Annotated in this window: 13 protein-coding genes; all 13 read right to left on the bottom strand. The window is 47.1% G+C overall.

Annotated elements, in window-relative coordinates; genetic code table 11:
* Positions 1 to 304: 304 nt before the first annotated feature.
* The gene (locus tag KCTCHS21_RS04130) at positions 305 to 535 is read right to left on the bottom strand and encodes a cold-shock protein (protein WP_130605259.1); all 231 of its coding nucleotides are present in this window, start codon (positions 533 to 535) and stop codon (positions 305 to 307) included.
* Between the two features lie 77 nt (positions 536 to 612).
* Positions 613 to 813, bottom strand: coding sequence for a cold-shock protein (locus tag KCTCHS21_RS04125; RefSeq protein ID WP_041059099.1), 201 nt, complete (start codon positions 811 to 813; stop codon positions 613 to 615).
* Positions 814 to 1,387: 574 nt separating this feature from the next.
* Positions 1,388 to 2,446, bottom strand: a complete 1,059-nt coding sequence (locus tag KCTCHS21_RS04120; protein ID WP_232058066.1) for an acyl-CoA dehydrogenase family protein — start codon at positions 2,444 to 2,446, stop codon at positions 1,388 to 1,390.
* A gap of 63 nt (positions 2,447 to 2,509) precedes the next feature.
* Entirely contained in the window at positions 2,510 to 2,998 is a 489-nt protein-coding gene (gene infC, locus KCTCHS21_RS04115) for a translation initiation factor IF-3 (RefSeq protein ID WP_130605258.1), read from the bottom strand.
* Between the two features lie 982 nt (positions 2,999 to 3,980).
* Positions 3,981 to 6,323, bottom strand: a complete 2,343-nt coding sequence (locus KCTCHS21_RS04110) for a type IA DNA topoisomerase (protein WP_130616337.1) — start codon at positions 6,321 to 6,323, stop codon at positions 3,981 to 3,983.
* A gap of 151 nt (positions 6,324 to 6,474) precedes the next feature.
* The gene (locus KCTCHS21_RS04105) at positions 6,475 to 8,016 is read right to left on the bottom strand and encodes a right-handed parallel beta-helix repeat-containing protein (protein ID WP_130605257.1); all 1,542 of its coding nucleotides are present in this window, start codon (positions 8,014 to 8,016) and stop codon (positions 6,475 to 6,477) included.
* Between the two features lie 229 nt (positions 8,017 to 8,245).
* Positions 8,246 to 9,181, bottom strand: a complete 936-nt coding sequence (locus KCTCHS21_RS04100) for a carbohydrate kinase family protein (RefSeq protein WP_130605256.1) — start codon at positions 9,179 to 9,181, stop codon at positions 8,246 to 8,248.
* A 645-nt stretch (positions 9,182 to 9,826) separates the two neighbouring features.
* The gene (locus tag KCTCHS21_RS04095) at positions 9,827 to 10,654 is read right to left on the bottom strand and encodes a carbohydrate ABC transporter permease (RefSeq protein WP_130605255.1); all 828 of its coding nucleotides are present in this window, start codon (positions 10,652 to 10,654) and stop codon (positions 9,827 to 9,829) included.
* Between the two features lie 11 nt (positions 10,655 to 10,665).
* The gene (locus KCTCHS21_RS04090) at positions 10,666 to 11,550 is read right to left on the bottom strand and encodes a carbohydrate ABC transporter permease (RefSeq protein ID WP_130605254.1); all 885 of its coding nucleotides are present in this window, start codon (positions 11,548 to 11,550) and stop codon (positions 10,666 to 10,668) included.
* Between the two features lie 66 nt (positions 11,551 to 11,616).
* Positions 11,617 to 12,918 carry an ABC transporter substrate-binding protein gene (locus tag KCTCHS21_RS04085; protein WP_130605253.1) on the bottom strand — a complete coding sequence of 434 codons (1,302 nt, stop codon included), beginning with the start codon at positions 12,916 to 12,918 and terminating at the stop codon, positions 11,617 to 11,619.
* 72 nt (positions 12,919 to 12,990) lie between these two features.
* Positions 12,991 to 14,295: an alpha-galactosidase gene (gene melA, locus KCTCHS21_RS04080; RefSeq protein ID WP_130605252.1), complete on the bottom strand. Its 1,305-nt coding sequence runs from the start codon at positions 14,293 to 14,295 to the stop codon at positions 12,991 to 12,993.
* A gap of 213 nt (positions 14,296 to 14,508) precedes the next feature.
* On the bottom strand, positions 14,509 to 15,555 hold the full coding sequence (locus tag KCTCHS21_RS04075) for a LacI family DNA-binding transcriptional regulator (RefSeq protein WP_130605251.1): 1,047 nt from the start codon (positions 15,553 to 15,555) through the stop codon (positions 14,509 to 14,511).
* 232 nt (positions 15,556 to 15,787) lie between these two features.
* Positions 15,788 to 18,118 carry an MMPL family transporter gene (locus KCTCHS21_RS04070; protein ID WP_130605250.1) on the bottom strand — a complete coding sequence of 777 codons (2,331 nt, stop codon included), beginning with the start codon at positions 18,116 to 18,118 and terminating at the stop codon, positions 15,788 to 15,790.
* Positions 18,119 to 18,147 lie beyond the last annotated feature (29 nt).

The following is an 18,147-nucleotide window of genomic DNA, read 5'->3' as shown; positions in this document are numbered from 1 at the left end:
CTACCTCGAACAAAGTGGAGATACATCCCATTTCACCTCAACTGAAAGATTCATCCATTATAATACATATTCAGGAAAGATCACAATTCAAAATAGGAATCTTATACTCCTGTTCCAAGCATAAACAGCTTACGCTGTCTTTTGGATAGCGAAAGAATGTTTATGTCGGAGGTTATTCAAAAATGAGTAGCGTGAAACTTATACATTTGGAATAACGCACAAAAAAACTCGACGCAGATGCGCCGAGTTTCTAAGCCTAAAAGAAAAAGAGCACCTCTCGCGGTGCCCTCTTGCATAATCATGGTTATCCGATTGAGACGCCCTTGCGGAGGGATTTCTGATCGCGATTCGTGTTAACAAGCGCTGGAAGCATTCTTGTTCCGCTTTCCATCGGTGTGTTACAAATCCCACATGTCGGGATTGTTTCGAACGCGAAGTTATCCCTCATCCACCCCTTACAGCCCTCACTCGTGCAGGACCAGATCGCCGTCATTTCTTCAGGGATCTCCTCTAACGATTTCTTCCGTGAGTACATGGACGAACCCCCTTTTCCTATAGCATAACCAAAAAAAACGCCCTTAACTTACCGTTAAGGGCATCTTTGTCTTGGATTTACAGTTTAACAACGTTCTCCGCTTGTGGTCCACGGTTGCCTTGTACCACGTTGAATTGAACGCGTTGTCCTTCGTCCAAAGTTTTGAAGCCTTCACCAGTGATCGCGCTGAAATGCACGAATACATCGTTTCCGCCTTCAACTTCGATGAAACCGAAGCCTTTGTCCGCATTAAACCATTTAACTGTACCTGTTTGCATGTAATTCACCTCCAACTTCTAATGCCTCATGAACTTTTTTATTCATACGAATAAAAAATCCACAAAATAAAAAGGGTCACATTCAAAACAATAACCCTTTCCATTTTGTGAATCCAGGTCACGATTTCGATAGTTCTTACTATACCAGAAGCCCTAATAAAAAGCAAACCAAATCTCCTAACAACCTCATTTTTGCAAACGCTTTTTTCAGTGTGCTCTCAAGCAACTCATGAAACGTATATGCAGCTTAATTATGATTACCATTTCAAGGACTATTATGCTCAATAAATGGTCTAAAACCTACCTCTATCTAGGCTCGGTCACACATACACCCTAAATCCAACTCACATTTAGGAGCGTCTCCAGTAACTCATCTTCTCCCTTAATAAGTGGCATATGTACCGTTTGTCGAAACCGTTTTCACATTATGCCTTTATCCGATGTTTTATTACATTATATGGCTTATTACTACTGCTGGTGCATGGGCTTTTCAAGAATATAAGTATATGCTTACTCACTTCTGTTATAACAGCTGTAGAAACACATTTCATTGCTAAGTGAACCTATCCCGCTCCTATACCGATACAAGCACACTATGTTGGGTAACGGTATGCAAATCACGCCATATCCTATTTAGTAAGTTATCCTCCATAAGAGCCGTCATACCGAGAAGTGGGAAAATCGTATGTGCACATTCTAACGAAGCTCTGGCAACCTCCTTGCAAATTTGGCTAACCTCATCCTGCTTAGCTTCCGGGAGGGTAAAGTCGGTAATAAAATCTTCCCAAGAATGCACAACCGAATTGTAAAATTGCTCAGAAACAGCCTCTAATCTAGCCTCTTGTTCCTCAAGCTTATGAAGGAGTCCTTGCAAACGAAGAGGATAAGACTGTGACCAGCTTACTTCGCGAGCTTCAGCAAAGGATCGGGATTCCTCAAGAAAGTGCCTACATATGCCCAGACATACAGCAGCGAATGAGGTTTGAGCAAAAGGCAAGAACGGATATCGAAAAATAGGATACTCATAATTAGGAGCACTGGAAGTATCAAATGTACGCTCTGTCGGGACAAAAGCCTGCTCAACAGCAATCGTATGACTTTCGGTCGCCTTTAGGCCAAAGGCATTCCAATCCTTGATGATACTTACCTGCTCTGGCAGAAAAGCAAAAGACCGGACTTGCTCTTCTTCTCCATCCTCATTTTGTATGCGGCAATTCGCTGTAAATACGCTTGCGTATGTAGACCCGCTACAATATTTCCATTCGCCGCTCACATTGTACCCGCCATCAACTCGTTTCGCGACTCCATTCGGATGACCACTTCCAGCGACAACGGCCTTGCTATGACTGAAAAACTGTCGAGCCTGCTCCGGAGCTAGTGTTGCAGAGAAAAAACCGCCGCCCGAACCAATAGTCACTAACCATCCAAAGCTTCCATCAATCCACGCCGCCTTTTCAAACACTTTCAAGGCTTCAGGCAGAGACAGCATCAAACCGTTTAATTCCATTGGTACAAAAAGCTTAAATAGCTTAGCCTCGTAGATGTAATCCAAAGTCCCCTGCGTAAGATTGCCATTACCGTTATCAGCATTTGCTCTTATTTCATTAATGATCGTATCCGGTATTTTTGCCACGTGTTTTCACCCTCGGAGTTTATTATTATTTTAGCCTGCGGTGTGCATGCAAAAAGTACTTCTTCAAATTGGATTGACTCGAACGGCTGCTTGTTTTCCACTAATTTGGATGCCCGTTTCCTTCTTCCCACTAGCCGACAAATCCTTTAACAGCCGCTCCAGCACCTCTTTCGCTTTCGGTCCTTCCTTGCCCTGAATCTTAACGACCAGCTGTACAGCGTTACCTGAGCTTAATAGCTTTTCCGCTTGCCGTTGCTTCGTATCATAATCATGCTCTTCAATATTTGCAGTAAGTCTGATCTCCTTAAGCTTAAGCGGTTGTTCCTTTTTGCGAGTATCCTGCTTCTCTTTAGCTACCTCTTGCTTTGCCGCACCTCTACTGACCAGCTTACAAGGTGGAGGGCTACTGAACAGCGAGGTACATACAAGATCAACCTTGTGCTTGCGGGCCAACGCCAATGCTTCGTCCCTAGATACAACTCCAAGATCCTCCCCTCTAATTCCAGTGAGATGCACCTCGGATGCTTTTATTTTTTCATTCATAATAATCATCGTTTCCCGCCTCCTATACTTATCCAACATTATAGCATAGGCATTATTGGGACATGAATCTAACGGACGTAGGTTCATCCAGAGATGGGTAGTTGGTTTAAATGCTTTTTTCTGTGGGGATGGGGATTCGGAGGACGGATGAGGGGATTGAGACGGATTGGAGAACGGATGAGGGGATTGAGACGGATTGGAGAACGGATGAGGACTAATGAGGGCAAATTGGGACGGACGGGGACGGATGAGGACGGATGAGGACTAATGAGGGCAAATTGAGACGGACGGGAACGAATATTCGGCGGGCTTAGTAGCCCTCAGTGCGTTATTTCCTCGGGGATGAGAATTTTTGGATCCCTTAGTAGCCCTCAGTGCGTTATTCCCTCGCGGATGAGGATTTTCGCCTCCCTTAGTAGCCCTCAGTGCGTTAATCCTCCGCGAATGAGGATTTTCGCCTCCTTTAGTAGCCCTCAGTGCGTTATTCCCTCCGGGATGAGAGTTTTCAGCTCCCTTAGTAGCCCTCAGTGCGTTATTCCCTCCGGGATGAGGATTTTCTGCTCCCTTAGTAGCCCTCAGTGCATTGTTCTTATGGATATGGGGGTAGACGTGAGGTGAAATGGGATAGGTGTGACCGTGGGAGTGGCGGGAGAAGTGAAGAACAGAGTAAATGTAGGAGGTGAGCTTGGGAGTCTCGGTGGAATAAGAATATACGATGTATTAAATAAGGTTACTCAACAACGCGGGTGGGCACATTTGCGGATAATAGTTAGTTTGGGTAGCAAAAAACCACTAGTCCGTGAAGACAAGTGGTTTTCCAGCGTGGTTTCCAACTTAGTTTCTAGAGTAATTTCTAGAGTAATTTCTAGAGTAATTTCTAGAGTAATTTCTAGAGTAATTTCTATTTTAGTTTCTCGAGTAATTTCTAAAGTAATTTCGTCTTAGCTTCTAAGTAATCTCTAAACTAATTTCTATCGTAGTTCCAACATGCTCAAGATCGTTCCAATACGAGCTCGCCGGTCGCCTCGTTTTTGAGGATGATTCGCGCTTCATAGGCTTCTTCATCAGCCTTGCCGCCGAACTTCAGCTTGCTCGTCTTCCCCTTCTCGATCAGCGCTTTTACCATAGTATCGGTTAAGGTGCGATCCAGACTTTCCTTCCAGATAACAAAGCCACAGCCGGTTTTATAATTGCTGCAGCCATAACCCTTACGTCCCATGAAGATTTGGCCTCCACATCCTGGCCTCGGGCAAACACCAACAATACTTGGTTGAGTGGCAGACGGCAAAGCATCAGCGGTAGTTGTAGAGGAGGAAGATGCAGTCCCAGATGAGGCTTTAGTAGAAGCTCCCTTCGCCGATGTTGCTCTTGTTTTCTTTGGCGCAGTAGCTCCTCCAACTCCTGTATCCTTCCCATCACCAGGTGGCTTCCTCTTCCCCTTCGCCTCTTTCACAGGAGGTTCAGGCTTGGCAAAGGCATTCTTAGCAGCAGGACGCTGAAGATTAACCTTATCAATGATTAGCGTCGTAAACTTCTTCACATTTCCCATGAATATATCAGCAGATGCTTGTCCACGAGAAATTTCCGTCAACCGCCGCTCCCACTGTCCAGTCATTTCCGGGGAAGTTAGCAGCTCGACTCCCGCTCCACGGATGAGCTCGATAGCCATCCGTCCTTTAGGCGTGATGACTATTTTCTTACCTTGCATGTCCATATAACCAACCTGCTTCAACCGCTCGATCGTCGCTGCGCGCGTAGCCGGAGTGCCTAATCCCGAATCCTTCATTGCATCACGAAGCTCTTCATCCTCGATCTGCTTGCCTGCGCTCTCCATCGCTTTAAGTAGCGTACCTTCGGTAAAATGCTTAGGAGGTTGAGTTTCCTTAGCTTTCACTTCAACATCATTACAAACAACAGGCAAACTAGCGTCTATCTCGAACGGAGCATCTGTCTCCTGCTCCTCGTCCTCGGCAGAGCCCCCGCCGTCGTCTTTATCTTTACCGTTATCCTTAGTCGTCTTAGTAGGCGTCGAATCCGCGTAAATTACTTTCCACCCCAGGGACAGCAGTTGCTTAACTGTTGTTCTGAAGCTCTCTTTTTCCACCTCGGTCATAACTGTGTGCACTTTATATTCTGCCGCTGGATAAAAGTGTGACAGAAACCTTTTCACGATCAGATCGTAAAGCTTACGCTCATCCGGACTAAGCCCTTGCGGTTTTTTCATCGTCGGCATAATCGCGTGGTGATCCTCGACCTTGGCGGGATTGCAGACATTCTTGTTGTTCGTGTGAACTAGCTTCTTGTTAGCGTCCTTCACGAAATCCCCATAATCTGGTGAGCTTCGCATGGAATCTAAAATTTTGTGCATCTCAGGTATGTTTTGCTCGTTCACATAATTTGAATTCGTCCGTGGATAAGAGATCACTTTATGCTTTTCGTAGAGCGCCTGCGCGGTATCCAACGTTTTTTTGGCTGAGAAGCTGAACTTCCCATTCGCTTCTCTCTGCAGCAGAGTCAAATCATATAGCTTAAAAGGATACTCCTTCGTATCCTTCACGTCATAACTCGCCACCACACCCGTTTTACCCTTCACCTTGGCAGCTATTGCTTCCGCTTTCTCAGGATCGGTTAACCGTTCCCCTTGCCAAATACCTCTATAGTTAGTCGCTTGCTGCGCAAACAAACCAGTGATGTCATAAAATTTTAAGGAATCAAACGCTTCAATCTGCTTCTGACGATCATAAATCAGCGCGAGCACCGGCGTTTGCACTCTACCAACAGACAATAGCTCATTATGCTTCGTCGTAAAGGCGCGCGAGCCATTCATTCCAATAAGCCAATCCGCTTCGCTGCGAACCCGAGCCGCCTGTGTTAGATTCTCATACTCCGTATTGTCCTTTAATTGGTCGAAGCCTTTACGAATTGTTTCAGCCGTAAGATCGGATATCCATAATCGTTTAACTGGTTGTTTCAAATGCAGGTGCCTAACAATTAGTGAGAAAATATGCTGACCTTCCCGCCCCGCATCACACGCATTAACAAGCGCGTTACTTCGTGCCGCAAGCTCTTCAATCACATGAAGCTGATCCTTCGTCCGTGGATTAGGAAGCAGCTTGAAATCATCTGGAATGATTGGCAGGTCGCCAAATCTCCATTTTTTATACTTGTCATCATAGAGGTCTGGCTCTGCAAGCCCAATAAGATGGCCGATCGCCCAGGTGATAATGTAATTATCGCCCTCAAGATAAGAGCGCCTATTCTGTGCCTTCGGCTCAATGACGGAAGCAATGTTTCGGCCCATATCAGGTTTTTCCGCTATGACCAACGTCTTCAAAATTGGTTCGTTCCTTTCCGATAGGAAATCATAATCCGTGTATTTTTCATACATTGATTATACTACACACCTAAATCGGATAGATACGCTCAAAAAAGGGGATCGTCACCGCGGCTATAAAAGCCCGCAAGAACAATCCCCTTGGATTCAATTAAGAGCGCTCGTGAGCGCCAATATCGACGCTCGTGCCTTGCACTCTCGCGTTGCCATCAATATCAAATGCTCCGATAATAGACAGATCGGTATCTCCCGCATTAATGGCCGGGGACGACGCTGTAAGATGCAAATCGCCTGCCGCTGCGTTCACCAATGCCGGGTCTACAAATAACGAGTGGGCATCATTGCTGCTCCCCGTCTTGTAGGCGGCGAAGCCAGTGTACGCCACATTCTTCCAACGCCACTGTGCTCCGGTAGAACCCCCTGGTGCAAAGTAAAGATTATAATCTACAACGTTGCCGCTATTCAGCGTGTAGCCATTATAGAACAAAATATTGCTGGAACTGGCCACCATAATATTGTTTTTCACGATATTGTTCTTCGTATCGTATTGAATGAGAAGCTGTCCGCCATTCAAGCCTTTAGTATCATTCTTGTACAACGTATTTCCAACGATGACACAATTAGCGGTGGAGCCGCGTTTCGTATCATATCCACCCATGGCAATCCCGGTGTAGTTGTTGTTGTAAACAAAATTGTTACGGATCGTAATACCGCTAGTGGATTTACCTGCATGCTCGCTTGCGATCTCAATACCGATATCGTTGTTGTAGCTGTAGTTTCTTTCAATAATACTGTCTTTGCCGCCATCTACATAAATGCCATCTGCGCCATATGAGCCGTTCGGAAGCGTGCGGCCATAAGAAGGGTTATTTACCGAAGTGATGTTGTATACCGTATTACCACTGACCGTTCCATTCCTTGCCTGATCATAAGCCGTAGAAGGCGATTTCCCCTCGAAACCGATCAAGTCGATCCCGATATTATCGTTGTCGTGAACGAGATTATTCGTAATAAAGAAGGTGTCTACGTTGCCGTTCACGACCAGAGATTCGCTGGAGCCTAGCACAAGATTATAGAGTTCGTTCCCGTCAATGGTCAAATTACTTAAAGATGCTGGCGCCTTTGTGCCATATACAGCGATTCCATGAGCGTCGCGCCCAGCTAAATTAGAGCTGAGCGTTGCCGTATTTTTGATATCATGAATTTTATTATTGCGAACCTCGATTTGGCTGCCCGCTCCATGGATGAAAATACCTATCGGCATTTTATTTTTCGTACTGGTTTGGAGATTCCGAATTTCAAATCCTTTCACTACGATGTAGCTGGCATCCTCTATATCGATTAGACCTTCTTGAACTCCGACGGAAAGACCCGTTCCATCGATCACAGCCGTCTGCGAAGCATAATTTTGAAAAGTGATCGGACCTGCAGAAGCCGAACCGGATTGCGTAATTTTCACCTTCTGATTATACACACCTCCCAGTACGTTGACTGTGCTGCCTGCCGGAACTGTATTTGCGGCATACTGCAGCGTTTTCCAAGCGGACGTCGTGCTTGTCCCGGCATTGCTGTCACTTCCGGTTGTCGAAACGTAATAGTCCGTACCAGTAGCATAGGACCGACCGTCAAACTCACCAATAGAGGAAACACCAAGCACAAGAAGAATCGCAAGAGAAATCATCCACTTTTTCATTTGGTCATTCATCTCCCATTCTCATTTTTATTGCTCGCTTACCGGTTGCTGCAATACAAACAAGAGCCTTCCCAAATAAAACGACTGCATACGTTTGTTTCAAGCTATCAGAGCTATGTAAAGATGTAAGAGACTTATGCCATCTAATAGTTGAACAAACCTTTAGTGACTTCTCTCATCACCTCCCTTCCGAATGGCTGAATTTTCATTTCTTCCGAGTTGCCCTCTCTCAGCATTGCTTCAATATAAACTCCCGAACCTCGTCCGCCGAAGGCGCACCATTCACTCCACCAATACGAAGAGTGGCCATCGCGCCGCAAGCGGAAGCGAAGCGAAGGCGCTCCTGAGGCGTTGCGCCATGCAATACCGCATAAAGAAATCCAGCATTAAAGGAATCCCCCGCCCCTGTCGTATCGATTGGCTCTACCCGAAATGGACTAGCATGAATCCAATTATCTGCAGAGTCCAGCAGGGAAGCCCCCTCACTGCCGCGCTTCAATGCGACTAGGCCCCGCTTCTCAGGAAGCCTATCTAACAGACTTACGGGATCGGAGGTACCGAAGATATGCTCAGCTTCCGTCTCACTTGGCACGAAATAATCAGTTTGGGCTAGCAGCGGCTCAATAATCTCTCGATTCCAACGCTCATGCGGATCATAGCCGGTATCAAAGCTGGTGGTAATGCCCTGCTCCCGAACTTGACGGAACAGGTCCAGCCAATGAAGCTTCATTCGTTCCTGCAGAAAAAAAGAACCGAAATGAAGATGATCGGCCTCCCGCACAATTTCTCCCAGAGGGATAAGGCTTGGCTCCACCATTGGGATTGTGCCCATATAAGTCAGCAAAGAACGGTCTCTTGGAGTCGATAAGGAGAAGGTTACACCCGTTTTCTCCTGGTCCGTGAACATCACGGAATTCGTATTCACCCCATATTGATTAAGCCGTTCCACGCAAAAGCGACCGTACTCATCGTTGCCTACGATGGAGACAAACCTCACATCAACACCCAATCGGGCAAGCACGCATGCGGTAATAGCCGAAGATGAGCCGAGCGTAAGCTCGAAATGCTCGATCAGTTTCTCCTTGTTCGGCTCCGGCTTCACGTCCGGCCCGGATAAAATCACATCCGGATTCAGCTCTCCGACAATGTACACGATTTTACTCATGTCAGTCCCCTCTCTCTAGGTCATGTTTTGCTTTATCTTGCGAAACGTCACCCACACCGCGACTCCTTGCAGCGAACCTGCGCAAGCGAACGCAATCCAGAGTGCCTCAAGCTGGAGCGAATCCGCAAACGGAAGGAGTACGACCAGCGGGAAAGCGCGGCCGACGTTAAGTAGCGATTCGTATAGGACGACGGATTCGATACGAAAGGAGCCCTTCAGCGGGAGTTTGTCCGTCTCAGAAAAAAACGCGATATAAACGTATTATGATAAATCGGATTCAAGCACGCGACAATAACCAGAAAGATAATTGCCTGTGCTGTACCCGTACCGCCGAATAAGACCAAAGCCCCCAGCGCGATCCCGAAGGAACAAAACAGCATGTAGACCGGGGCACGTTCCATTTCCCCCCGTCTTGACATGTATAAACTTGCAGCAACCTAGACAAGTGAAGTAGCGGCAAGCGCAATGCTGACAACATTCTCGCGCTCGAACACCTCATAGAGCAGCAATGCCGGGATAAAGAGCGTAAGCCCCTCCAGAAAACCCGTGCATCGCCAATGTTAAAGTCGCTTCGTGTGTCATGCGAACTTTCCGATTATCCATGCATCAGACTCTCCTATAACATGGGCGAACGATAAGTTGCTCTCACTTGAATCCGGTCATCGTTAGCCCTTTGATGAATTGCTTCTGGAAGATCAGGAAGATGACGACCACCGGAATCATGATCAGCACCGCGGCCGACATAACAACGTTGTAGTTCACTACGTTCTGCCCGTTGAAAAACACGAGCGCAAGCGGAACGGTCATTTTCGACTCTTCGTTCAGAATAATCAATGGCCACAAGTAGTTGTTCCACGAAGCCATGAACGAGAAAATCGCAAGCGCCGACAATGCCGGCTTAATCTGCGGAAGCACGAGAGACCAGAATGTGCGGAATTCGGAGGCCCCATCCATCCGCGCTGCTTCGATTAATTCGTTCGGAATCGCCTCAATAAATTGCTTCGCAAGGAAGATGCCGAACGCACTGACAAGATAAGGAATGACGATTGCCGAGAGGTCATTAACCAGGTTCAACTTAGAAATGATGATATAGGTTGGAACCATAACGATCTGGAAGGGTACCATCATTGTCGCGAGTATGACGACGAACAGCAGACGTTTGCCCCGGAAACGAAACTTGGCGAAAATGTAGCCAGCCAACGCGCTAGAGAACATCGCACCGACTGTAACGATGGCCGAAGTCGATAAACTGTTCAGAAACCAGCGAAAAAAAGGAACCTCTCCGAGCACCTTCCTGTAACCGGATAAGGTTGGCTCCTGTGGCAGCAAATGATTGGAGGAGGTCAGAATTTCCGAGTTGCTCTTAAACGACGTAAGCACCATCCATAAATAGGGCACAAACATAACTAAAGATCCGATCAACAATGCCGCAAAGAGCAGTATATACGGCAAGTCCCATTTTTTTGTCCGCATGTTGTTCCTCCTCAATGCTCCCATTGGGATCGGCCGATCCGCATCTGGATCAGGGTTAGAATAAGGATAATAATCAGCATCATGAACGCCATAGCAGACGCATAGCTCATGTTCATGAACGAGAATGCTTGATCATAAATATTAAGTGCCAGCACGTAGGTTTCATGCAGAGGTCCGCCCTTGGTCATAATCTGGAATTGAGGGAACATCTGGAAGTAGGAAATACTGGTCATGATGAACACAAACAGCATCGTACGGCTAAGCATCGGCAGCGAAATACTCCAAAACACATGCCATTTGGAAGCTCCATCTAACTCCGCCGCTTCATAAAGCGATTCCGGGATGGAGTCAAGTCCAGCCATGAACAATACGATATTGTAGCCGATATCGGCCCATAACGTCATAATGATGACGGACAGAAGCGCGGTGGACGGGTCTGTTAGCCAGTTGACCGAGGGCAGTCCTAGCAGCTTGAACGCCATGTTCACTACCCCGCTGTCCGCATTGAACATCGTCGTCCAAATGACCGCGGAGCCTGCTAGGGGCGCTATCGCCGGTAGAAAGAATAGAGTGCGAAAGCTGTTTTTCCAGAAGCCGTCGTGAATCTTGTTAATGCCCATCGCTATCAGCAACGTCACTACGATGTTCGCGGGAATCGCGACTATGACGAACGTAAAGGTGACTCCAAGCGATTTGAAGAACATTTTATCCGAAAATAATTCTTGAATATGCTTGAAGCCCGCAAACGGAATAGAATTGGATAAGGGAGAATAATCAAAGAACATCAGCACAGTACCGATTGCGATTGGGATTACGGAAAATACCAAAAATAAAATAACAATCGGAGTCAGCGATAGGGCGATGAATCTTCGCTCGGATACTTGTTGTTTCGACATCTTAAGGACCGCCTCCAAATATAAGCGTCGGGAGGCCAATCACGCCTCCCGACCTTTCAATCATCGCTACTGCTTAGCCTTCAGCATCTTGTTGATGTCGTTTTCCGCTGTCTTCAAGCCATCCTGAACGTTGACTTTCCCATAAGTGATTTGGGCGTAAGCGTCATTGATCGCCTTGAAAAAATAATCGCGGTCGGCCAAAGGTCCGATCCAACTCCCGTTAGGCAAAATATCTAGGACAGCTTTGACCATTGGCGCGCGTTCAAGATATTTCGGATCTTCTGCAACCTTCTTCTTGGCGGGAATAGACGAAGTACGAAGGTTCCAAGCGGATGCGTTCTCATCCTCCGTCATGAATTGAACGAATTCCCACGCGGCTTGCGCATTCGAGCTCCTGCTAGACACGACTTCCCCCCAGCCCGATTCAGAGCTGAACACGGGAGGCTTATCCGTATAGGACGGAATCGGCATATAATCAAAATCTTGAACGTTATACGTGTTCTGCCCTTCGGCAATCGTCCAAGGTCCGGCTGTCGTCATTGCCGACATTCCCTTGTAGAAAACGATGTAAGGTTCGTCCGGCGTGCCCAGCTTCGTCAAGTCGGTTACCTTATGCACTTGAACCAGATCAACCAACTCCTGCATCGCTTTAACGGCTTCCGGAGTCGTTAAACGGACCTGCGACTGATCTTCGTTCCAGAAATCGGAGCCCTGCTGTTGAATCATCGAAAGGAAGTAGAAAACAACGCTGTCGTTGGAGGTGATATCCAAGCCTCTGACGGTAATTTTATTTCCATCGCGTTTCGTCAGCTTCTTAGCATCTTCAATAAGTTCTGCCCAAGTCGAAGGGTCCTTCTCAATGCCTGCTTCCTTGAACTTTTTAGGGTACCTAAGCGCTGCCCCGTTCTCAATGTTGAATTCGTGCGGTGCGCCATAGACTTTGCCTTCGTATTGGAAACCGCCGATGGCCGCAGGGTAAATTTCCGCTTCAAGCGCAGCCCCGTTCGAAGACGGCTCCAACAAACCGTTTTTGGCATACTCACGCACCCAAGTACCGAACATTTGAACGATATCGGGAGCCGTATTCGTATTCATAGATACTCTAATTTTCTGGATAAACGCATCGTACGGGAATACCTGAAGATCAATCGTTACATTCGGCTTAACCTTCTTATACTCTTCAATCATTTTCTTGTTAGCATCGACGAACGAAGGGTTTTCGTGAACCCACCAGACGAGCTTGATCGGCTTGTCCCCGCTCTGTCCAGCATTTGCTGTGCTATCGTTATTGCCGCTCTTGGAACAGCCCGCAAGAACAATGCTTACCATCATTATTAGAGCCAATATCATCGCAAACGTCTTTTTCATGAAACGTTCCCCCTGAATGGATAGATTATGGATAAATGCAATGTAAATGCAATGCCTTTTTGCTATAGCAAGTTAACGCAGCTCCGCGATATACGGCTTCTCCGCCTCGTACAATTCATCGAACATCGCTTTGATTTCATCAAGGGAGCAGACTGCAGATGTAAGTGGGTCAATCATAAGCGCATGAAGCGCAGCTTCCTTATCGTTGTTCAGCACAGCGGACACCGCCAGCTCGAAGAAGGCCATGTTGCTTCGGCACAATGCCGCCAAATGCTCGGGAAGTCTTCCGAAGTGAGTCGGGTGAATGCCATTGCGATCAATTAGACATGCTACCTCGACGACCCCTTCATTCGACAGGTTATCGATCAATCCGGTATTTGCAACGTTGCCGTAAATGACCTTAGGCGTGTTATTGATCATCGCGTCCATAATAACGGCCGCATACTCGTTGGACGATTCGAAGTCGATTTCTTCCTGCCCGGAAATCCTTTTCAAAATTTGCTCGTCGTTCTCTTGTCTCCATTTCGGCCAGTTATTGGCGTAAAACCCGGTGCCTCCGTTGTATCCGACCCCGCAATGACGTTCGAGCAAATCCTCGCGCTTGCGATAATAAGGAATGTATTCCGAGAAATGGCCGCTTGATTCAGATACGAATGCCCCTAAGTATTGCATGGCATCCAGTCTCACCGGATCTTTCCTCAGCAGCTCGGGGTTTTTCATCCGTTCCTTAAGATCCGGATACAAATCCCGTCCATTGTGCGATAGCTCTAAGAACCAAGACATATGGTTGATGCCTCCAGCTCTCCACTTCAGTTCTTCGTAAGGCACGTCTAAGTACTTCGCAAGCTGCGCGGACGAATTCTGAATGGAGTGACACAAGCCGACAATGGGAATCTGTGTCGATTTGACGGTAGCTAACGTAACCGCGGACATCGGGTTTGTATAGTTCAAGATCACGCAATCCGGACAATAGGTTTCGACATCCCGGATAATTTCAAGCCAAGCTGGAAGCGTTCTCAGCGTTTTGAATAACCCTCCTGGACCGAGCGTATCGCCGATACATTGCTTCACTCCATATTTCAGCGGGATTTCATATTCGAACTTGACCGTCTGCAGCCCGTGGACTTCAATTTGATTAATAACAAATCTCGAGTCCGGAAGCACTTCCTTGCGGTCCGTAGAGGCAATAACCTGCCACTTCCTACCCGCCAGAGCAATGACCTTCTCCACCAATTGCTTGGCTAAGTTCAAACGACCGGGATCAAGGTCGATTAAACCGACCGTTACATCGTCGCCCAAATTCGGAATATTGATCATATCGACGACGAGATTTTTGGTGAAACTGCTTCCTGCGCCTATAATCGTTACTTTGTTCATGGATGCACCCCTTTGTATGCTTTTTTGTTGGGCCCAAAGTTTTTGCTTATTTGCACTATTTTTTGCCCCAAACTTTTCTAAGTCAATCTTATCTCCTTATGGGTAAAAAAGTCAATGAGAAAGTTCATTTCCTGTGAAACAAAAAGAAAGAGCTGCTCCCCTCTAAGCGCAGGGGGAACAGCTCCTTCAAATCAGTCTATCGCAAGCACGTTTTTACAGGTTCTGCTCTTTAACGGAAGAACGCCTGATTTTCAAATCATAGGGAAGCAGCGCCTTTATCGGAAATGTTAGCTTTCCCTCCAGATAGTCGGACAATAAATAGGCCGCCGTCTGCCCGATCTCATATTTAGGCACGTGAATTGTTGATAACGGCGGTGACGTATATTGTGAAATATCAATGTTGTCCACACCGAAGAAGGCGATGTCTTCCGGAACGCGCAAGCCGACTTCCGTAACCGCCCGCATCGCCGCGATGGCCATAACGTCGCTCGCCACGAAGAATGCCGTTGGCAATTCGGTCCGCGGTCCCTTCACTAATTCGCTCATCAATTCAAAGCTGGTCTCGATTTGCCATTCAGCGTTCAGAATCCACTTATTCTCCAGCTCAATTTCCGCTTCCAACAGCGCATAACGATAGCCCCGGAACCGTTTTTCACGAAAAATATCGCCCGATAGCCCAAGCCCTCCAATGAATCCGATCTTCCGGTGCCCTTGCTCGATCAAATGCTTGACGGCCGCTTGCGAAGCCGAAACCCTGTCATACGATACCGTAGGGATGGTCGGGTCGTTCACATCAACGCCAACAATCGTAGGAATATGTTTCTTCAGCGAATCATAGATAGGAGGGTCGATTCCCTCGATGATGATCACTCCATCTACGTGGCTATCCTGAATAATCTGCTGCTGAACGGAAGGGTCCCGAAGCTCGTCCCTCGTATGAATGAAGGCCAGCCCGTATCCCCGATCGGCAAGCCCTTTCTCTATTCCTTTTAACACTAGCGAAAAGTACGGGTACGAATAATTTTCCTGTGGAAGCGAGATGATGCACCCGGCACGTTTCGTTACCGCAGGCTTCGCTCCTCCGTCCCCCTTCGACCGCCTTGACCAGCCGCTAGTCCGATAACCCAGCTCTTTGGCGGTGACCACTATTTTCTCCTTCGTGATCGCGTTGACGATTTTGCTGTCATCGTTGTTCAGCACCCGGGATACGGTCGATATCGAGACGCCTACCTTTTCCGCAATATCTTTTAAAGTAGCCATTGTTTCACCACCTTGAATTTTTGGGCCCAAATATAACTTCTTCATCATAGCCAATCAGAGCGGCTTCTGTCAAACAAAACGTTGCCCAAAGGTTGCGTGCGAAAGCTGAGCGGTAATTGCCTCCCTTACGGTAATCGCTTACAAAAACAATTAAAAAAAGAAGCCTGCCCACGGTAGCTAGTACTCCGCATTGGACAAGCTTCTTCATCAACAATTTGTTTTATCGAATACCCTAGTTAGTCTCATTCGGCTTTGAGGAATCAGGTTTGTTACTTCGTCCCGGAAACCACCAGCTTAACCGTCCAAGCAGCTTCATAGTTACAGGTACCAAAAGCATCCGAACGATTGTTGAATCGATCGCAATCGCCACAGCCATTCCAAAGCCGAGCATCTGAATCGGAAGCACACCGGAGAATGCGAATCCAGAGAATACAGCAACCATTAATATAGCGGCACCGGTAATAAGAGGACCCGTCTTTTCCATACCTTCGGCAATACTTTCTTCATGCTCTCCGCTTAGATCGTACTCTTCTTTAATACGGCTAACGAGAAACACTTCATAATCGGTACTGAGACCGAACAACAAAGCAAGCAGCAGCACAGGAACGAAGTGAATGATATAGCCGTTAGCTTCCACATTGAATATTTCCGATCCGTGTCCGAGCGCGAACACAAATACGAGAATACCGTAGGTAGCAGCTACCGATAATAAATTCAGAATAATCGCCTTAAGGGGTAGCAATATGCTCTTAAAGGAGAAGACCAGAATGATAAAAATCAAGACAAGCATGATACTCAGCGCAGGCAGTAAGCTATCGTTAATTGCCTTAGAAGCATCCATCCCGGCCATCGTTTCCCCGCCAATGCTGAACGAGGTCCCCTCTGGCAAATCAAACCCCGGTAGCATCGTATCTCTTAGATGCTTCACCACATCCCTGCCGATATCACTAGATCCGTATTGATCCAGCGCTACTTCCAACAAAACCGTATGGCGGTCACGACTGACGTAACGATTGGCCATTAAGCTAACATCAGCTGGCAAAGCACTTCCGCCTGCACCTAGTAATCCAGACACGATGCTCGTATCCATCCCTGGGAAAAAGGAGCTAACGGAGGTTACACCTGCGACATGGGCTTGTTTCCCTAGTTCGGCTTGAAGCTCATTTATCTTAGTAAGCGAATCTGGCGTGCTTAAATCCTTGCCATCGTTATGAAGCACAATGCTCACTTGATTTGACGCGCCAACGCCGAAAGATTTCTCCATCAGTTTAAATCCCGTCCGAACTGACGTGTCCGCTGGCAGCATACGTATGTCTGGGGAATCCAGCTTCATATCAAGTGCAGGACTAGCCAATGCTCCTAAAGCTATTACTGTAAGAACTAGGAACAGCACTGGACGACGCATGATTGCTTTGGTCCAACGCTTCCAGCCGCTTACTTTCGTGCTTTGACGAGGACGCAGGAACGGAATACTTCCCTTGTTAATCCGAGCACCTAGAATGACAAGCACGGCAGGAAGCAGAGTCAAGCTAGCCAGCCCTGCCACGAACACAACGACAATACCTCCGAATGCAATGGCTTTAATGGCAGCCAATGGGACGATGAATAAGGCAGAAAGCGCGGCGATAACCGTAATCCCTGAGAAAAATACCGTATGACCAGCCGTCCCCAATGTTTTCACTATTGCATCTTGTTTGTTGTTCCCATTAGCTATAAGCTCATTCTTAAACCTGCTGACCATGAAGAGAGAATAGTCTATTCCTACACCAAGCCCTAACATCATTGCGGAATTGGTTACAAATACCGAGAGGTCCACTTGCAGCGCCACCAAGTATACGATACCCATAGCTGCAAGCACAGATGCAATCGTAACAATCAATGGAATAACAGTTGCTACAATAGAACGGAATACGAGAAGAAGAATAATGATAATTAGCGGAAACACAATTAACTCAGCCTTGGCCAGCCCTTGCTGGCTCTGTACACTGCTTTCACCCCAGAATGCCGCTCCGCCTACTAGATACGCTTCAACTCCAAGGCTTTTAGCCTGATCTACAACCCGCTTCTGATAATCAGGTGCTTTGTTTATTACAAAATCTAATTTCATATCCATATTGACGAACGCAATGCTGAGATTAGGGTCTTTCCCGACTAGACCGGAGCCGATTCCCTTAGAAGCGGTAAGCACGCTGAACACACCAGATACGCCTTCCTCCGTCTCCAACCGATCAACGATCTGCTTCAGCTTGTCGTTATATTCTGATGAGCCTACCGCATGCTCCGGGTCCCGGAGCACTAAAGTCATTGAGCTTTCTGACCTACCTTCAAACTCCGATGCCAGAAGCTTACCTGCTGTGAGCGATTGCGAATTCGGAACCTCCCAGCCTCCACCGCTAAGCAGCGGGGTTAGCTTTCCGAAGGCATAACCTCCGAGCAAGGCAACCACAATCCAAGCAACCACAATAACCCATCTAACCTTATAAAGAGCTTTTCCCCAACCTTGTAGTAATGCGTGCATCTCTCCACCGTCTTTCTCTTTTTCTTTTCTTGTTTGACCATTCAAACAATTACTAATAAAAAGAAGCACCTTGC

Origin of the sequence: Cohnella abietis, from assembly GCF_004295585.1 — a bacterium.
Lineage (GTDB): Bacteria > Bacillota > Bacilli > Paenibacillales > Paenibacillaceae > Cohnella > Cohnella abietis.
The sequence above is the reverse complement of the archived record's forward strand: the minus strand, read 5'-3'. Positions and strand labels throughout refer to the sequence as shown.